Below are 17401 nucleotides of genomic sequence, written 5' to 3'. Positions count from 1 at the left end.
AGGTCAGGACTTGCGAGCGCGCAAGCGCTCGTGATACCGGCCACCCAATGCGCCGCCCCAAGGCAGGATCAAGCCGATCACCAGCAGCACGATCAACAGCGAGACCCCCTCGAACGGGCTGAAGAATTCCAGCACGGCGCAGCCCAGGGTCAACAGCAGCCCGAGTATCGTCAAGGCATCCGGCTTGAGTATCGGGCAGTCGCTGCTCGCCACGGTTGAGTGCAAAAAACCCACCAGCCACAAGTAGAGCCAACTGACCACCGATGCAATGAACAGCATCAGGAACCACAAATGATGGCTAAACATGGAAGTGTGCATGGTGGGCAGCCCTGCTCAAGTATGCGTGTCGTGTTAGCGCTGGTTTAAGCCATTCAAAGTGAAAGTTCTGTCAAAAAATCCTGACCTCGTGTCTGGACTGCTTAAAATGTGGTTTTCCGATTCGGCGTCAAGGAACTCCACCATTGAAAGGCCCGCAGAACACTCACGCCGAAGCGGTCTTGCTCGAGGCCAGGCAGCTGGGCCGAATCGACCTGCAGACCCAGGCCACTTTACTGGCGCCAACCGATTTCTCTCTGCACGCTGGCGAACGCCTGGCACTTATTGGTGCGTCAGGCTCGGGCAAAAGTGTCTTGCTGCGCGCCCTGGCGCTGCTGGATGCGCCAAGCTCAGGTGAAGTCCTATGGCTGGCCGAGCCGGTGAGCGAATCTCTGATACCGCATTTTCGCTCCCGCGCCTGCTACCTGACACAACGTGCCGCGCTGGTGGAAGGCAGCGTCATGGACAACCTGCGGCTGCCCTTCACGCTCAAGCACAACCGCCAGTACCGCTTCGATGCCGCCACGGCGGCGCGCCTGCTGGAACTGGCTGGCAAGCCGCGCAGCTTTCTCGACAAGGCCGGTACCGACCTGTCCGGTGGCGAGGCGCAGCTGGTCGCGCTGGTGCGAGCCCTGTTGCTGGCACCCCAGGTGCTGTTGCTCGATGAACCGACCTCGGCGCTCGACCCCCAATCGGTGGCCGCCGTTGAAACGTTGGTCATGAACTGGCTCGACGAGTCCCCCAGCAGCCGAGCTTTCCTCTGGATCACCCACGACCATGCCCAAGCCGAGCGCATCAGTACGCGCACATTGAAGATGCACCAAGGCGCCTTGCAGAAATGAACTACCACAATCTTGCCTACACCGACGTGGCGATCGCCGCTGCGCTGATCCTGGTCAACGGCCTGCTGTCGCTGCTGCTGAAGCTGCAACTGGAGCGCCAGTTGCTCGTTGCGTCGCTGCGCACCATCACCCAGCTGTTGGCCATCGGCTACCTCCTCGGCTGGGTGTTCCAGCATGCGCAGTGGTACATCGTGCTGCCGCTGATGCTGAGCATGACGCTGATTGCCGGCTTCTCGGCAGCCGGCCGGGGCCAGCTGCGCCACCGTGGGCAGTTGGCCGACAGCGTCTTGTCGGTCGGGTTGAGTGCCTGGCTGGTCACGGCCATCGGCCTGTTCTTGGTGCTGCGGGTGCGCCCCTGGTACGAGCCGCAGTACGCCATTCCCATTCTTGGCATGATCCTCGGCAATACCCTCACCGCCGTAGCCTTGGGTATCGACCGCATGACCCGTGAGCTGAGCGCCCAGCGGCCAGTCGTGGACATGATCCTGTCGCTGGGGGGGACGCGCTGGGAGGCGGCACGCGCCGCAGCCAGCCAGGCGCTGAAGGCCGGCATGATGCCGACGCTGAACCAGATGTCGGTGGTGGGAATCGTCAGCCTGCCGGGCATGATGACCGGGCAGATACTGGCCGGGCAGCAGCCTGGGGACGCGGTGCGTTACCAGATCGTCATCATGTTCCTGATTGCCGCCGCGTCGGCGCTGGGTACGGTGTGCGCCGTGCTGATGACCTTCAATCGGCTGTTTTCGCCCGCCCACCAGTTCATGGCGCATAGGCTAGCCAAGCGGAGCTGAGCGCGCCTCAAAAGTTTCCACACAAAGTCTAAGTCGTTGCGGTCTTGACAAATGCCCGCGTCGTGAATTTTTTCGGTATCAAAACTTGCGGCCGGTAAAGCGTTGAGATAAGTTCATCGAAACCTTGCGGGCTGTTTGTACTCAATAATTTATTTTGAGTGCGCTCGGACAACGCCCTGATGCCAATTATTAAATGATATGCCAGTTGAGATTTTAGATCATTCAGAGAAAAAATCGAGTATCTTGGCGCAACAACTGTCGTGTCATCCTTCAAGCCGCTCACATCACTTTTTACAGCATCAGGGTACGACTGTTTTATTTTGAGCAACTCCGATCCCTCAGTGCCATGATCGAGGAAGCTCTTATCTCCTGTTATCAGTGCCCACACGCGTTCGTCGCTTGCCTGGGGGGTATCATAGTTCAGCGTGTCATTAAGGGCGAAATGACCAAACTTGAAGTAAGATGACTTTCCGGCATCTTCCATGCCAATCGTATATTTATAGCCGCTGCCGGCCGGCGCAAAGGCGCTGGAGGTTTTACCTTGTGCGCCAATTACACCCAAAGAGAAAAAAGTAAAATCATGCGTCCCTAACCACTCGATATCCAGCTGATCTGTGTTATCAGTGTTCACAGGATTTATTAAGTTTCTTTTTTCGCCTTCAATTCGTGAGTAGAGTTTCATTTTTCCGTTGGCTTCAAGGTTCGCACGGTTAAAATGATAAAGCTCAAATTCTAGATTCTGAAAGCGCTTGTAAAACCCCTGTTCGGCAACATTGAGGCTACCGCTTCCGAAAGACCCATCTATTAAATTTTGGGTGATCTTTAAATTGCGTTTAAATTGTTCATCAAAATCTCTTTTCCTCGACAATTGCTCCTTGCCCAGTAGCGAATTTGATTCCAGCCAATGGCGTCCCTCAGCCATGTGCCGATACGCCTGACTAGCTCTCCTCTCTCTTCTTATAGTTCGATATAAGACTACTGGATTCAAAGTAAATAATCCCTCGCCGTCACTATGGGAAATAGGATTGCTCTTTACAAATTCAAACAAATTCAATCCGTCAGAAAGTCCACTCGGGTCTGCGCTAAGCCATCTACACAGTTCAGGCTGGTAATAACGCCAGCCGTAGTAAATTAACCCCGTTGTGTCCATTTCTTTCCCTGAATATCGATAAGTACGCTGCATGAGGTCACTGACCTCCTCGGCCTCTTCATCTCTTCCGACTGTACCGCCGTATGGGGCGTACTCCTCACGCGCAGTGACTCTGCCAGTTTCGTCCATCTCCCCGCCTATGCTGCCCAGCTGATCGCTGAAGCTATAGCGCAGGTGAGACTTGCATGATAAAAGGTCTTCGACCACGCGAACGCCTCCCCCCTCGGTCGCGACAACGTGCTTCTGTGGCGCCTCCTGACCAGTCAGCAACCGTTGCCGTACTTCACAGCCACCGGCGTAGGTGGTGATGGTAGTTTGCATGCCACCTGAAACGCTGACCGTATGGATTTTACGTGTGCGAGTACCACCGTCGGCGTAGTGATAGGCCTCGGTGTCGTCGCCTTGCCCCTCTGCACGCATCACCGGGTTCACCTGGCGCAGCTGGTTATCGGCATACCAGGCCAGCGCCCGACCATCGCTCAACTGCCTCTGCAGCCCACCCACCAGGAAGCCCAGTTCGGGCGTCAGGCTGTGCTCCTTGGGCAAGGCACGATTGCTGCCAGCAGCAACGCTGAGCTCGCGGCGACGGTCAGAGGCCCCACCCAAATGACTGATCAGGGTGAGGTTATCGCCGTCGTCGTAGGTATAAGCTTCGCTGTAGGGCTTCCAGACATTACCCCCTGAGGGATCAGTGGAGTAACGCGCGACTGGCGCGCGCTCACGCCCAGTCGCCGAGGTCAACCGGTAGCACGTGTCGTAGGTATAGAGGCGCAGCCCGGTGGCCTGTTGGTTGTCGTGCCAATGCGGGTCGGCGCCCTTGTCTTCGAGCGTGAGGATATTGCCGACGGGGTCATAGGTGTAGTGCAAGTCGCTGATCAGCAGTGCGCCAGAAGGATGACCAGCCAGGCGGACTACGCTGTGCCGGGTCAGGTATTGGGTACGCCGATCGTACTCATATGCCTCGACCACGCCGCTACCTGCGGTCTGCGACAGCACCGCGCCGTCGGCCCTGCGCACCACGTCGCGCAGGGTGACCACCTCCGTCAACGGGGCTGCGCCCTGCCCTGCATAGCGCAGTCGGGTTTCCATGACGCTGGCGCTGATGTCATATGCGGTAATAGTGGAGACATTTGCTGCGTTGGTCGTGGACAGCGTCGTACCGGTGGCGTCATAGGTTGCGCAGACAACCAAGGCGTCCTCAGTGTCATTCTCCGTATTCACCTTCCAGTCAGGCAGCCCCGCTGCAGGTTTTAGCAGTCGTTGTTCGGACAACAAAGTCTGGCCAGTGAGGGATACGCGCAAGGTGCGACTGATACCAGCGTTGTTGCTCAGTTCGGTCATCGCGCCGGCCAAATTCAGGGCCTGCCAGCGAGTGTCGTTGGCCAAAGCATACACATACTGTTCCCGAATGCGGGCGGTACCACCCGCCGGTTGCTCCGTCGCAACGTGCGGGCGCCCGGCAGCGGCTGCAGGCTCGTAGATCAGCGCACTGACAGTGCCTTGGGCATTCTGTGACCACAACGGCCGACCGCCAATATCACCAAGTGAAAGTGTCACGTCACCATCAGCAGTATGGAGCTTTAGCGTGCCAGCGCTCAGCGCTGTGACGGTCAGCGCATCGGCATGGTCGGTAGCGGGATTGTTCAGCTGGCGTGCGCCGTAGGCCCGGCTGGTGCGGGCCAGAGGGTCCACCACGGTGCGAGTGATCAGTAGCCGAGCGGATTCGCCCTTTTTAGTTCGCAGGAAACGCAGAACCCTAAAACCAGCAGCGACATCTGGTGTACCGAGGTGCAGGGACGGCACGGCGTTGACCGGCATACGAACCTCCATTGGCTTTCGGTTCAGGGCAGCAGAAGTTCGGGATCGCAACGATTGCAGAGCAACGATGGCTGATCAGGAAATGGCTCGGCAACTGACAGAACTGATAGGTGCCTGGATACTCGCTCGATGATACGGTCACCCATGATTGATGCATTTCCCCGCCAGGTGAATCATGATCAGTTCCTCCCCTGCCCTGCATATGAGTACGCCGACGGTAAGCGTTAAAGAAAGTACAGGCGCTCAGGCGCGCGAATTGCGTTTTCTGCGTCACCCAGATCGGGCGAGCGCCAGCGAACCTGCATCCATCCTGATCTCGCGCAGCGTTAACGAACCTATGTTGCGCACCGTCAGGCTGTATGGCGCACGGCAACTTCAGAATGCCGACGGGCTGGTGATCCCTGATGCCATTAGCCATGCTGCACTTAATCGGCAGGCACTCATGACTCATACCGCAGACGGGGATGAGTCATATTCTCTGGTCGGTATCGGTGGGCAGCCCATATGGGCCCGCAACGCTCAGGGAACGGTAAATGTTTTTATCTTTGAAGGTGCTGATACGACCGGGCGATTGCTGTCGGTTACCGAGACAGCGGCAGGAAGTCAAAAAGCCCGCACTCGGGAAAAACTGATTTACGGCGAGAGCAACCAGGCTGGCTGCAAGGCACGCAACCTGGCAGGTGCAGTAACGCGTCGTTACGACAATGCCGGGTATACGGACACCTGCTCGATAGCACTTACCGAGCAAGCGATCGATTCAGCACAGTGTCTGCTGAAACTGCACGAAGCATTGCCTGACTGGGCGGCCATCGAGCCGCCAGAAACCGAAGCGGCGCTCAGGCAAACGGCAACTTACGATGCCACAGGGGGTGTGCTGACCAGTACCAACTCGGAAGGTGTCACTGCAGCCACCGCATACGATATCACTGGCGTACTGCACACTTCCCGACTCAAATACAAGCAGCAAAACGCTCCGGTCGACCTCATTACCTTGAGGGACATCGTGCGTGAGCCGAACGGTGCTGTGATTAGGCAGTCAATGGGAAATGGGCTGACGGAGCTATTGGCGTATGACCCGCGCGCACATTACCTGACTCGGCATACCATCATGCGCCCCTCGCATCACCGGCATGGCCCACTGGTTATCAGCGACCTGCATTATGTATACGACCCAGTGGGCAATATCCTGACACTTGATGATAAGGGAGCCGACCCGCAATGGCACCGTAACCAGCAGGCTACTGGTTTACGAAGCTATGCGTACGACACCCTCTATCGACTGGCCGCTGCTACCGGGCGGGAGCGTGTTCCCGTTGCACATTACGGCGTTGGCCCTTCAAAGAGCAGGGTTTGGGTTCCCTATACCGAGATCTTTTCCTACGATCATGGAGATAACCTCGCCCTGATTCGCCACCTCTCAGGCGCCGGTGATTACACGCGCAAGCTCGCCGTTGCCGAGGACAGCAATCGAGCGATAGTCGATAAGCCTGGTCAGGCAGCGAAGAATGGCTTCTGGGCCGGTGGGCTGCAGAAGCAACTGTCCAATGGCCAGGCGCTAAGCTGGTATGCCGATAATAAGTTGTATCAGGTCGCCCCGGTGACGCGCAGCGACGGAGAATTGAATGACTCCGAGCGATACCTATACGCCGATGGCGGCACCCGTATCCGCAAGATTCAAACGCTCCAGTTGGCTGGCGGTTCGCAGGCTTCAGTTACCACCTACGCAGGTGGATGTGAGCGCCGCCAACGCCAATTGGCGAATGTGCTTCAAAGGGATATTTCAATTACCACCGCCGGGAATGTGCGCTTTATCGAGAATAAACTCACTGGCGAAATTTACCTGCGATATCCTTTCATAGACTGTCTGGGGAGCTGTGCTGGAGAGGCAAGTGAAGCGGGGCTGGTAACCTCACGTGAAGAGTTTTCACCTTATGGCAGCAGTGTTGGAGCGGATGAGGAATCCACAGAGATTACTGATCGCACGGTGCGCTATTCAGGCAAGGAGCGTGATGCAACGGGATTGTATTATTACGGCTGGCGTTATTATCAGGCTGAGCTGGGCCGATGGTTGAGCGCCGACCCTGAAGGATTGATTGACGGCGCGAACCTGTTTCGTTTTTGCCGTGATAATCCGTTAACGCTGATTGATACAGATGGCCGGAACCCTCATGAATTACTGCAGGAAAATTTCAAGGCCAACGTACACCCAATGATATTAGGGCGTGTAAGTGAGGATCGTGAGGCAGCGTTTAACAGACTGGGCGAGCACTTGGGGGTGGGAGGGCAAGCACTAGGGGAAAGCATGGCGATCATCATGAGTTATCTTGATGATGCGCCCCGTTCAATCAACGTTCGATATGGAGACCTTAAAGATTACACGGATGATTACGTCAAAAATACATTCGCCACTGGAACGCGCCTCAGTGATCCCGCTTATGTATTCAGACGTATCGCCAGGAATAAAGAACTTATAAATTTCTCCAAGGCCAGTGCAAGTCTTAAGCATCATTATTATTCCAGCGATACCGTTGCTATTGAATCTGCTCCCGCACATCCTGTTCATGGGGCCATTCAACTGCAGTCATTGACGCCGTCCAATGGGGGTGTTCCTTCAGCGGAGGTTTCGGCTTTCGGTGAGTCCGCATTTTTCTTGTCTGAAGCGGCTGCCGGGTATCTGTCTTATACCCCTCAGGATTCTATGGAGCTGTTCTTACAGCAATCATTTGAAGATGACGATTTTTTGCGTAAGCAGATGGCTGCGGAGGGCAATATGTTTCCTTTGATTCGCTATGCTCGGAGTGAGCAATTGGATTACTATATCGATGTTGCTGTTCGAAAGGCTCGAACGTCGACCCCGATGGTGCATTATGTAGAATGGCAGTCTCATCAGCGCCTTGAATTCGACAAGGATATTGCCAGCCTGGCTATTTCTGCGAATGAAAAAGGGTTTATAACAATGCTCAATGGTACCGACCGCGCCGTCAATGCCTTTACTAAAAAGTTCAATTTGAAAACCTTTTACACGCAATGAGGGTTAGAGGTCAGCAGCTTGCCGACCCGGCCAGCCAATGTCTGGGCGTGAGTTGAGCCGGCGATGCATCAAGCCTTTCAATCTCAGGCCAGGCCACCAAAGCGCTTGTAAAAGTTCTCGTTAACATCGGGCAGCGGTCCGTCGGCAGTTTCCAGCGCGCTGTTGAGCCAGGCTTCCGCCTTGGCGCAGACCAGCCGGTACAGGTTGCGGCACAGCTGGCGGGCGGCACGGCCCTCCCAGTCGCCGGGCAGCAGCTCGTCCGGCAGTTGCGGGTCGCGTAGCAGCAAGCGGCGGTATTCGTGGATCAGCAAGGTGCGCGCCAGGAAGCAATCCTGGGCATCGAGTTCGTCCTGCTCCTTCAGGCTCTGCCACAACGGCCGGAACAGTTGGATGAACTCGCTGTACTGCTGGCCAAGCTCGTCGATACGCCAGCTTTCCCGCACCTGGGCGCGCATGGCCTTGGAGGCCAGCACTTCCTGGGTATGGGTTTCGAAGACGATGCTGTCGTCGCTGGCCTCCAGCTCGCGCAAGGTGGCGGCCAGGTCGCTGCGATCGGCCCGCGGGCAGCCCAGCAGGTTCGGCGCCATGGCACCAAAGCCCTGCCATTCCAGCTCTTCGCGCACGGCCTTGCGCTTGCCGGCGTCGAGCTGGGACAGCAACACCAGCGTCCAGGCGCCGTCCCAGGCCGGTTGGCTGGGGCTGTACACGCGCTTGAAGGCCTTTTCGAAACGCCGCCGCCCGGTGCCTGTCAGGCTGTAGTAACTGCGCCGCCCCACCTTCTCGGCGGTCAGCCAGTCTTCCTTGGTCAGGCGGAAGATCGAGGTACGGATCAGCCGTTCGTTGATGCCGATCGGCTCCAGCAGGTTGATCAGGCTGCCCAGCCAGACCGTGCCGCCATGGGGCTCGATGGCATCACCGTAAAGGGTGATGATCAGCGAACTGGCACGGATCGGGGTCTGCTCCTGGAAGCGGGTGATCAGGTTGTTCAGCGGAACGAGGTTGCTCATGGACGAACTGCGCGCATTGAAAGCACCGACTATACCTGTGCGACGGGTCGCCTGACCATGGCGCGACGCCGGCAGGTTCATGCGCCCGCCTCGCCTTTGGGCCGCAAGCCTCCGTCACCCATGCGCGGTCGCTGTGCTTCGGCGGCGGTCAGCGGTGGGCATTCCACCATCGTCGCCATGCAGCGCTGGGTCAGGTGCTGGTACTCCGCGGTGCCGCGCTGTTTCCAGCTCAGTTCCTGCTCGGTCAGCGGGCGCTTGACCTGGGCTGGCGCCCCCATCACCAGGCTCTGTTCGGGGCACGCGAAGCCTGCTTTGACAAACGCCGTGGCGCCGACGATGCAGCGTGGCGCTATGTGAGCGCCGTCCATGACCACGGCATTCATGCCGACCAGGGCGTCTTCACCTACGCGGCAGCCATGCAGCACGGCGCCGTGGCCGACATGGCCATTGCGCTCGATGACCGTGTCACCGCCCGGGAAGCCATGCATGACGCAGGTGTCCTGCAGGTTCGCGCCTTCTTCCAGGACGATGCGCCCGAAGTCACCGCGCAATGAGGCCAGCGGGCCTACATAGCAGCGCGGGCCGACGATGACGTCACCGATCAGCACGGCACTCGGGTGCACATAAGCAGTGGGGTCGACCACCGGGGTCAGGCCGTCGAGTCGATAGCAAGGCATGTGTTTTCTCCACTAATTTCAATGTTGATACATTTTTATGTATCACAACCTGATGCGCCGCAGAACCGAGCAGAAGCCGCATGCAATCTGGTTCCAAGCAATATCTCCATAGGCGCCAACATAAAACGAGATACACAAAAACACAATTGCTATTGCATTGGTGTATCGCATGATGCTTATACTGATTGCACCTGGGCGGGCTCCCCTGCCGCCCCTGCAGACAATTCCAATAAATGCCGGCCTCCCGAAGTGCCGTGCGAGCAGCCTGAGGACCCCGACATGCCTCGTTTCATCGATGTGCAGGCCCCTGAACACGGCGTTCGCCTGCTCACCCTGCAACGCCCGGAAGCGCTCAATGCCCTGTGCACCGAACTGCTGGCGGAGCTGGCCAGCGCCCTCGCCGAAGCAGAGGCCGACCCCACTACCCGCGCCGTGGTCATCACCGGCAGCCGCAAGGCATTCGCCGCCGGCGCCGACATCCGCGAGATGGCCGAGCGGGACCTGGTTGGCATCCTCAATGATCCCCGTGTCGCCCACTGGCAGCGCATCGCGGCGTTTTGCAAACCCTTGATCGCCGCAGTAAACGGCTATGCCCTGGGCGGCGGCTGCGAGCTGGTGATGTGCGCCGACATCGTGATTGCCGGCGAAGACGCCCGTTTCGGCCAGCCCGAGATCAACCTCGGCATCATGCCCGGGGCTGGCGGCACCCAGCGCCTGCTGCGTGCGGTGGGCAAGCCGTTGGCCATGCAGATGGTCCTGACCGGTGAGGCCATCACTGCCCGCCATGCCTTGCAGGCCGGCCTGATCAGCGAAATCACCCAACCCGAACTGGCCGTCGAGCGTGCCCTGCAGGTCGCCCGCAGCATCGCCGCCAAGGCACCGCTGGCCGTGCGCCTGGCCAAGGAAGCCCTGCTCAAGGCCGGCGACAGTGACCTGGCCAGCGGCCTGCGCTTCGAGCGCCATGCTTTCACCGTGCTGGCCGGCACCGCCGACCGTGACGAAGGCATCCGCGCCTTCCAGGAAAAACGCCCGGCGCAATTCAAAGGCTGCTGAGCCGCCCACTTCCCATCGACTGATCGAGCGAGTCCGTCATGACTTTCGAGCACATTGTGTTTTCCATCGAGGACGGCGTGGCCTTCCTTGCGCTGAACCGCCCCGAGCAGCTGAACAGCTTCAACACGCAGATGCACCTGGAAGTGCGTGAAGCCCTCAAGCAGGTGCGCCAGAGCAGCGAGGCCCGGGTGCTGCTGCTGACCGGTGAAGGCCGTGGCTTCTGCGCCGGCCAGGACCTGTCCGACCGCAACGTCGCGCCAGGTGCGGCTATGCCCGACCTGGGCGAGTCCATCGACAAATTCTACAACCCGCTGGTGCGCACCCTGCGCGACTTGCCGCTGCCGGTCATCTGCGCCGTCAATGGCGTGGCTGCCGGTGCCGGTGCCAATATCCCGCTGGCCTGCGACCTGGTGTTGGCCGCCCGTTCGGCCAGCTTCATCCAGGCCTTCTGCAAGATCGGCCTGGTGCCGGATTCCGGCGGTACCTGGCTGCTGCCACGCCTTGTCGGCATGGCGCGGGCCAAGGCACTGGCCATGCTCGGCGAGCGGCTGTGCGCGGAGCAGGCTGAGCGCTGGGGCTTGATCCACCGCGTGGTCGACGATGCCGAGCTGCGCGACGAGGCCCTTGCCCTCGCCCGCCACCTGGCCAGCCAGCCGACTTACGGCCTGGCCCTGATCAAACGCAGCCTCAACGCCAGCTTCGACAATGGTTTCGACCAGCAGCTGGAGCTTGAGCGCGACCTGCAACGGCTGGCCGGGCGCAGCGAGGATTACCGCGAAGGCGTGAGCGCCTTCATGAACAAGCGCACGCCTGCATTCAAGGGCCGCTGACCATGAGCGCACTGAACAGCAACGCCCTGGTGGCGGTTATCGGCGCAGGCGCCATGGGGGCTGGTATTGCCCAGGTCGCGGCCCAGGCCGGCCACCCGGTAAAGCTCTATGACAACCGTCCCGGTGCTGCGGCCCAGGCAGTCGCCGGTATCGATCGCCAGCTCGGGCGCCTGGTGGAAAAAGGCAAATTGCAGCCAGAAGCACGGGAAGCCATCAGCGCACGCCTGCAGCCGGTCGAGGCGATCGAAACCCTGGCCGACGCCCGCCTGGTGATCGAGGCCATCGTCGAGAACCTGCAGGTCAAACAGCAGTTGCTGCAGCAACTGGAGGGCCTGTGCGCCGAGGACTGTATCCTCGCCAGCAATACCTCGTCGCTGTCGATCACCAGCCTTGCAGCCGGTTTGCAGCGCCCGCAACAGGTGGTGGGCCTGCACTTTTTCAATCCGGCGCCGCTGATGGCGTTGGTGGAGATCGTGTCCGGCCTGGCAACCGCACCTGCTATCGCCAGCACGCTCTATGACACCGCCAAGGCCTGGGGCAAGAAGCCAGTGCACACGCGCGCCACCCCGGGTTTCATCGTCAACCGCGTGGCCCGACCGTTCTATGCCGAGAGCCTGCGGCTGCTGCAGGAAGGCGCCGCCGACTGCGCGACGCTGGATGCCCTGCTGCGTGATGCTGGCGGCTTTCGCATGGGCGCGTTCGAACTGACCGACCTGATCGGCCACGACGTCAACTACGCCGTTACCTGCTCGGTATTCGAGGCCTTTTATGGCGACTTCCGCTTTCAGCCCTCGCTGGTGCAGAAAGAGCTGGTGGATGCCGGGCGCCTGGGCCGCAAGAGTGGCCAAGGTTTCTATAGCTACGCCGACGGCGCCGAACGCCCGCCGGCTGCGCAGTTGCACAGCCAGGCCAGCGTCGAATGCTGTGTGGTCGAGGGCAACCTCGGCGCCCTGCAGCCGCTGGTTGCGCGCTTGCGTGACAGCGGCCTGGCCATCACCGAGCGGGCCGGCAACGGCCTGCTGCGTGTCGGTGATGCCACCCTGGCCCTGTCCGACGGCCGCCTGGCCAGCCAGCGTGCCCGTGAAGAGGGCTTGCGAAACCTGGTGCTGGTCGACCTCGCGCTGGACTACCAGGCCGCCACACGCATTGCCATCAGCTGGTCGGCCGACACCACGGTCGAGGCACGAGACCAGGCGGTGGCCCTGCTGCAGCGTGCCGGCCTGAAAGTGACCGGCATCGCCGACCTGCCTGGCCTGGTGGTGCTGCGCACCGTGGCCATGCTCGCCAACGAAGCGGCCGATGCAGTGCTGCAAGGCGTCGGCAGCGCTGCAGACATCGACCTGGCCATGTGTGCCGGGGTCAATTACCCCCGTGGCCCGTTGGCCTGGGCCGAGCAGCTTGGCGTCGGTTACACCCTGCACGTACTGGAAAACCTGCAGGCCAGCTACGGCGAAAGCCGCTACCGGCCTTCCCTGCTGCTGCGCCGCAGCGCCGAACAAGGAGCGAGCCTGCATGGCTGACCTGCAACGTAATCCCACTGAGCTGGCCCAAGCCTGCGCCGACGCCCTGTATTCCCGCGACCAGGCCACACAAGGCCTGGGCATCACCTTGCTCGACGTAGGCCCCGGCCGGGCGCGACTGAACATGAAGGTGCGCGCCGACATGCTGCAGGGCCATGGCACCTGCCACGGCGGCTTCCTGTTCGCCCTGGCCGACTCGGCCTTCGCCTTTGCCTGCAACAGCCAGGACAAGGCCACGTTCGCCCAGGGCTGCAGCATCGACTACATCGCCGCAGCGCTACCGGGCGACCTGTTGGTTGCTTCGGCCATCGAGCTCAGCCGTAAAGGCCGCACCGGCGTGTACGACGTACGCATCGAAAACCAGCGCGGCGAGCTGATCGCCCTGTTCCGCGGCAAATCCTACCAAGTGCGCGGCACCGTGCTCGCGCAGGAGACCCCAGATGATTGAAGCCAAGCCCCTCGATGCCCTGATCATCGATGCCGTGCGCACCCCCATCGGCCGTTACGGCGGCGCATTGAGCAGCGTGCGCGCCGACGACCTGGCCGCCGTGCCGATCATGGCGCTGATCGAGCGTCACCCGGAACTGGACTGGCAGGCCATCGACGATGTGATCCTCGGCTGCGCCAACCAGGCCGGTGAAGACAACCGCAACGTTGCGCGCATGGCCGGCCTGCTGGCCGGGCTGCCGATCGGCGTGCCGGGCACCACCATCAACCGCCTGTGCGGCTCGGGCCTGGACGCCATCGGCAATGCCGCCCGCGCCCTGCGCTGTGGCGAGGCCGGGTTGATGCTGGCCGGTGGCGTCGAGTCGATGTCGCGCGCGCCGTTCGTCATGGGCAAGTCGGAGCAAGCGTTCGGCCGCAGCGCCGAGCTGTTCGACACCACCATCGGCTGGCGTTTCGTGAATAAACTGATGAAGGCCGAATACGGCATCGACTCGATGCCGGAAACCGCAGAGAACGTCGCCGAGCAGTTTGGCATTTCCCGTGCCGACCAGGACGCCTTTGCCCTGCGCAGCCAGCACAAGGCGGCCGCCGCCCAGGCCAGTGGCCGCCTGGCGCAGGAAATCGTCCCGGTCGAGATCGCCCAGCGCAAAGGCCCGGCCATCCGGGTCGAGCAGGACGAGCACCCGCGTGCCGAAACCACCCTGGAACAGCTGGCGAAGCTGGGCACGCCGTTCCGCCAGGGCGGCAGCGTCACGGCTGGCAACGCTTCCGGCGTCAACGACGGCGCCTGTGCCCTGCTGCTGGCCAGCAGCACGGCTGCCCAGCGCCACGGCCTCAAGGCCCGCGGGCGTATCGTCGGCATGGCCGTTGCCGGTGTCGAGCCACGCATCATGGGCATCGGCCCGGTACCGGCCACCCGCAAGGTGCTGGAGCTGGCCGGCCTGGCGCTGGCCGACATGGACGTCATCGAGCTCAACGAAGCCTTCGCCGCCCAGGGCCTGGCCGTGCTGCGCGAACTTGGCCTGGCCGACGACGACCCGCGGGTCAACCCCAATGGCGGCGCCATTGCCCTGGGCCACCCGCTGGGCATGAGCGGTGCGCGGCTGGTCACCACGGCCCTGCACCAGCTTGAACAAACCGACGGTCGCTATGCCTTGTGCACCATGTGCATCGGCGTAGGCCAAGGCATTGCCATGGTCATCGAGCGTCTCTGACCAAAGGCTTGTTACCGAACGCGACGCCGCCCGTATATGCTGCGTCCATGACACTCACGATAAGCCGCTTGCCCTGGCAAGCAGCCGACGTACAAGAACAATTCGAGTGAAGCCATGAACATGTACCATGATGCCGATCGTGCCCTGCTGGACCCGATGGAAACCGCCAGTATCGACGCCCTGCGCCAGCACCAGCTGGAGCGGCTGCGCTGGAGCCTGAAGCACGCCTATGACAAGGTGCCGCTGTACCGCAAGCGCTTCGACGAATGCGGCGCCCACCCGGATGACCTGAAATCCCTCGACGACCTGGCGAAGTTCCCCTTCACCGGCAAGAACGACCTGCGCGACAACTACCCCTACGGCATGTTCGCCGTGCCCCAGGAAGAGGTGGTGCGCCTGCACGCCTCCAGCGGCACCACCGGCAAGCCGACCGTGGTCGGCTACACCCAGAACGACATCGACACCTGGGCCAACGTGGTCGCCCGTTCGATCCGCGCCGCAGGCGGGCGCAAGGGCGACAAGGTGCATGTGTCCTACGGCTATGGCCTGTTCACCGGTGGCCTGGGTGCCCACTACGGCGCCGAGCGCCTGGGCTGCACGGTGATCCCCATGTCCGGCGGCCAGACCGAGAAGCAGGTGCAGCTGATCCGCGACTTCCAGCCCGACATCATCATGGTCACGCCGTCCTACATGCTCAACCTCGCCGACGAGATCGAGCGCCAGGGCATCGACCCGCATGACCTGAAACTGCGCCTGGGCATCTTTGGCGCCGAGCCGTGGACCGACGAGCTGCGCCGCTCCATCGAGCAGCGCCTGGGCATCGATGCCCTGGACATCTATGGCCTGTCGGAAATCATGGGCCCGGGCGTGGCCATGGAGTGCATCGAGACCAAGGATGGCCCGACCATCTGGGAAGACCACTTCTACCCCGAGATCATCGACCCGGTGACCGGCGCGGTGCTGCCGGACGGGCAACTGGGCGAGCTGGTGTTCACCTCGCTGAGCAAGGAGGCGCTGCCAATGGTGCGCTACCGCACCCGCGACCTCACCCGCCTGCTGCCAGGCACGGCACGGCCGATGCGGCGCATTGGCAAGATCACCGGGCGCAGTGACGACATGCTGATCATTCGCGGGGTGAACGTGTTCCCGACGCAGATCGAGGAACAGGTGCTGAAAATAAAACAGCTTTCAGAGCTTTATGAGATTCATCTGTATCGTAATGGCAACCTGGACAGCGTCGAGGTGCATGTGGAGTTGCGTGGGGAATGCCAGCACCTCGATGAGTCGCAGCGCAAGCTGGTGGTCGGGGAGCTGAGCAAGCAGATCAAGACCTATATCGGTATCAGCACCCAAGTGCTGCTGCAGCCTTGCGGCACGCTCAAGCGGTCCGAGGGCAAGGCATGCCATGTGTTCGACAAACGGTTGGCCAGCTGAGTCATCGGCTGCCTTTTCGGCCCCGGCATCGTCCGGGGCTTTTTTTTGCCTGTTGGATTGCTGGGGGCGCTTTGCGCCCCTTTCGCGACACAAGGCCGCTCCCACAAGGGATTGCGGTCTCCTGTGGGAGCGGCCTTGCGTCGCGAAAGGGCTGCGCAGCAGCCCCCTTGGACAGCAAAGCGATACATAAACCTTATTTGATACACATAAAACTGTTTGACGTTATGTTTTGTATCGCTTACAAATGACTCATGCCTTAGCAGGAGTCGGAACATGTACGCACAGCTAGTGGAAACCGGAGTCAAGCGCGTCAAGTCGCTGGAAGAGATGTCGCCCGAAGAGCGCAACTTCCAGGAAAAGATCGACGCCGAAATCAAGATCGAAGCCAAGAACTGGATGCCCGAGGCCTACCGCCAGACCCTGATCCGGCAGATCTCCCAGCACGCCCACTCGGAAATCGTCGGCATGCTGCCCGAAGGCAACTGGGTCACCCGCGCCCCCAGCCTCAAGCGCAAGCTGCAGCTGATGGCCAAGATCCAGGACGAAGCCGGCCACGGCCTGTACCTGTACAGCGCCATGGAAACCCTCGGCGCCGACCGCGACGAGGAAATCGCCAAGCTGCACAGCGGCAAGGCCAAGTATTCGAGCATCTTCAACTACCCGACCCTGAGCTGGGCCGACATGGGCGCCGTGGGCTGGCTGGTCGATGGCGCCGCCATCGTCAACCAGGTGGTGCTGCAGCGCACCTCCTACGGCCCCTACTCCCGCGCCATGATCCGCATCTGCAAGGAAGAGAGCTTCCACCAGCGCCAGGGCTACGAACTGCTGCTGACCATGATGCGCGAGGGCACCCAGGCGCAGAAGGACATGGTCCAGGACGCCATCAACCGCCTCTGGTGGCCGGCACTGATGATGTTCGGCCCGAGCGACGAACACTCCCCCAACAGCGCCCAGTCGATGGCCTGGAAGATCAAGCGCCAGACCAACGACGAACTGCGCCAGCGCTTCATCGACCAGACCGTGCCCCAACTCGAACTGCTCGGCTGCACCGCCCCGGATCCGCACCTGAAGTGGAACGCCGAGCGCGGCCACTACGACTTCGGCGAGATCCAGTGGGACGAGTTCTACGAAGTCATCAAGGGCAACGGCCCGTGCAACCAGGAACGCGTCGCCACTCGGCGCAAGGCCATCGAGGATGGCGCCTGGGTACGCGAAGCGGCCGTGGCCTATGCACGCAAGCAACAGAACAAGAACGCCGCCTGAGCGGCGATT

General features: G+C 61.0%; 14 protein-coding genes. 10 read left to right on the top strand and 4 right to left on the bottom strand.

The window, feature by feature from the left end; all coding sequences use genetic code 11:
- Positions 1-3: 3 nt before the first annotated feature.
- Positions 4-306 (bottom strand): hypothetical protein, encoded by a 303-nt coding sequence (locus tag N430_RS12785; RefSeq protein WP_110637620.1) that lies wholly within the window; start codon positions 304-306, stop codon positions 4-6.
- Between the two features lie 155 nt (positions 307-461).
- Here N430_RS12785 and N430_RS12780 point away from each other — a divergent pair, with 155 nt between their 5' ends.
- Together N430_RS12780 and fetB are read left to right on the top strand one after the other, a co-directional pair.
- Positions 462-1157, top strand: a complete 696-nt coding sequence (locus tag N430_RS12780; protein WP_110637621.1) for an ATP-binding cassette domain-containing protein — start codon at positions 462-464, stop codon at positions 1155-1157.
- Positions 1154-1948, top strand: coding sequence for an iron export ABC transporter permease subunit FetB (fetB, locus tag N430_RS12775; RefSeq protein WP_110637622.1), 795 nt, complete (start codon positions 1154-1156; stop codon positions 1946-1948). The genes N430_RS12780 and fetB overlap by 4 nt, the downstream gene beginning before the upstream one ends.
- 28 nt (positions 1949-1976) lie before the next feature.
- Here the strand turns inward: fetB and N430_RS12770 are convergent, their stop codons facing one another.
- Positions 1977-4916, bottom strand: a complete 2940-nt coding sequence (locus N430_RS12770) for an RHS repeat-associated core domain-containing protein (RefSeq protein ID WP_158288793.1) — start codon at positions 4914-4916, stop codon at positions 1977-1979.
- 175 nt (positions 4917-5091) lie between these two features.
- Here N430_RS12770 and N430_RS12765 point away from each other — a divergent pair, with 175 nt between their 5' ends.
- Positions 5092-7947 carry an RHS repeat-associated core domain-containing protein gene (locus tag N430_RS12765; RefSeq protein ID WP_110637624.1) on the top strand — a complete coding sequence of 952 codons (2856 nt, stop codon included), beginning with the start codon at positions 5092-5094 and terminating at the stop codon, positions 7945-7947.
- An 83-nt stretch (positions 7948-8030) separates the two neighbouring features.
- On the opposite strand, the gene paaX is transcribed toward N430_RS12765, so the two are convergent.
- On the bottom strand, positions 8031-8954 hold the full coding sequence (gene paaX, locus N430_RS12760) for a phenylacetic acid degradation operon negative regulatory protein PaaX (RefSeq protein ID WP_178083386.1): 924 nt from the start codon (positions 8952-8954) through the stop codon (positions 8031-8033).
- A gap of 77 nt (positions 8955-9031) precedes the next feature.
- Positions 9032-9631: a phenylacetic acid degradation protein PaaY gene (gene paaY / locus N430_RS12755; protein ID WP_110637626.1), complete on the bottom strand. Its 600-nt coding sequence runs from the start codon at positions 9629-9631 to the stop codon at positions 9032-9034.
- 279 nt (positions 9632-9910) lie between these two features.
- Between paaY and paaF the strand changes: the two genes are divergently transcribed.
- From paaF to paaA, 7 genes are all read left to right on the top strand, one after another.
- Entirely contained in the window at positions 9911-10684 is a 774-nt protein-coding gene (paaF, locus tag N430_RS12750; protein WP_110637627.1) for a 2,3-dehydroadipyl-CoA hydratase PaaF, read from the top strand.
- Positions 10685-10722: 38 nt separating this feature from the next.
- A complete protein-coding gene (gene paaG / locus N430_RS12745) occupies positions 10723-11514 on the top strand; it encodes a 2-(1,2-epoxy-1,2-dihydrophenyl)acetyl-CoA isomerase PaaG (protein ID WP_110637628.1) in 792 nt (263 codons plus the stop codon).
- A gap of 2 nt (positions 11515-11516) precedes the next feature.
- Complete coding sequence (gene paaH, locus N430_RS12740; RefSeq protein ID WP_110637629.1) at positions 11517-13034, top strand: 3-hydroxyacyl-CoA dehydrogenase PaaH; 1518 nt, start codon at positions 11517-11519, stop codon at positions 13032-13034.
- Entirely contained in the window at positions 13027-13482 is a 456-nt protein-coding gene (paaI, locus tag N430_RS12735) for a hydroxyphenylacetyl-CoA thioesterase PaaI (protein ID WP_110637630.1), read from the top strand. Before paaH ends, paaI begins: the two co-directional genes overlap by 8 nt.
- A complete protein-coding gene (pcaF, locus tag N430_RS12730) occupies positions 13475-14695 on the top strand; it encodes a 3-oxoadipyl-CoA thiolase (RefSeq protein ID WP_110637631.1) in 1221 nt (406 codons plus the stop codon). The genes paaI and pcaF overlap by 8 nt, the downstream gene beginning before the upstream one ends.
- A gap of 114 nt (positions 14696-14809) precedes the next feature.
- On the top strand, positions 14810-16129 hold the full coding sequence (gene paaK, locus N430_RS12725) for a phenylacetate--CoA ligase PaaK (protein WP_110637632.1): 1320 nt from the start codon (positions 14810-14812) through the stop codon (positions 16127-16129).
- A gap of 273 nt (positions 16130-16402) precedes the next feature.
- Positions 16403-17392 (top strand): 1,2-phenylacetyl-CoA epoxidase subunit PaaA, encoded by a 990-nt coding sequence (gene paaA, locus N430_RS12720; RefSeq protein WP_110637633.1) that lies wholly within the window; start codon positions 16403-16405, stop codon positions 17390-17392.
- Positions 17393-17401 lie beyond the last annotated feature (9 nt).

The sequence above is a fragment of the Pseudomonas sp. CC120222-01a genome (assembly GCF_003097235.1).
Taxonomy (GTDB): Bacteria; Pseudomonadota; Gammaproteobacteria; order Pseudomonadales; family Pseudomonadaceae; genus Aquipseudomonas.
This window is presented reverse-complemented; position numbering and strand designations above follow the sequence as displayed.

Excerpts from the sequence above, each read along its gene's own strand:
- pcaF (WP_110637631.1), top strand. The coding sequence starts at position 13,475 with ATGATTGAAGCCAAGCCCCTCGATGCCCTGATCATCGATGCCGTGCGC.
- N430_RS12770 (WP_158288793.1), bottom strand. The coding sequence starts at position 4,916 with ATGCCGGTCAACGCCGTGCCGTCCCTGCACCTCGGTACACCAGATGTC.
- paaA (WP_110637633.1), top strand. The coding sequence starts at position 16,403 with ATGTACGCACAGCTAGTGGAAACCGGAGTCAAGCGCGTCAAGTCGCTG.
- N430_RS12785 (WP_110637620.1), bottom strand. The coding sequence starts at position 306 with ATGTTTAGCCATCATTTGTGGTTCCTGATGCTGTTCATTGCATCGGTG.
- fetB (WP_110637622.1), top strand. The coding sequence starts at position 1,154 with ATGAACTACCACAATCTTGCCTACACCGACGTGGCGATCGCCGCTGCG.
- paaG (WP_110637628.1), top strand. The coding sequence starts at position 10,723 with ATGACTTTCGAGCACATTGTGTTTTCCATCGAGGACGGCGTGGCCTTC.
- paaY (WP_110637626.1), bottom strand. The coding sequence starts at position 9,631 with ATGCCTTGCTATCGACTCGACGGCCTGACCCCGGTGGTCGACCCCACT.
- paaK (WP_110637632.1), top strand. The coding sequence starts at position 14,810 with ATGAACATGTACCATGATGCCGATCGTGCCCTGCTGGACCCGATGGAA.
- N430_RS12765 (WP_110637624.1), top strand. The coding sequence starts at position 5,092 with ATGATCAGTTCCTCCCCTGCCCTGCATATGAGTACGCCGACGGTAAGC.
- paaH (WP_110637629.1), top strand. The coding sequence starts at position 11,517 with ATGAGCGCACTGAACAGCAACGCCCTGGTGGCGGTTATCGGCGCAGGC.
- paaX (WP_178083386.1), bottom strand. The coding sequence starts at position 8,954 with ATGAGCAACCTCGTTCCGCTGAACAACCTGATCACCCGCTTCCAGGAG.
- paaF (WP_110637627.1), top strand. The coding sequence starts at position 9,911 with ATGCCTCGTTTCATCGATGTGCAGGCCCCTGAACACGGCGTTCGCCTG.
- paaI (WP_110637630.1), top strand. The coding sequence starts at position 13,027 with ATGGCTGACCTGCAACGTAATCCCACTGAGCTGGCCCAAGCCTGCGCC.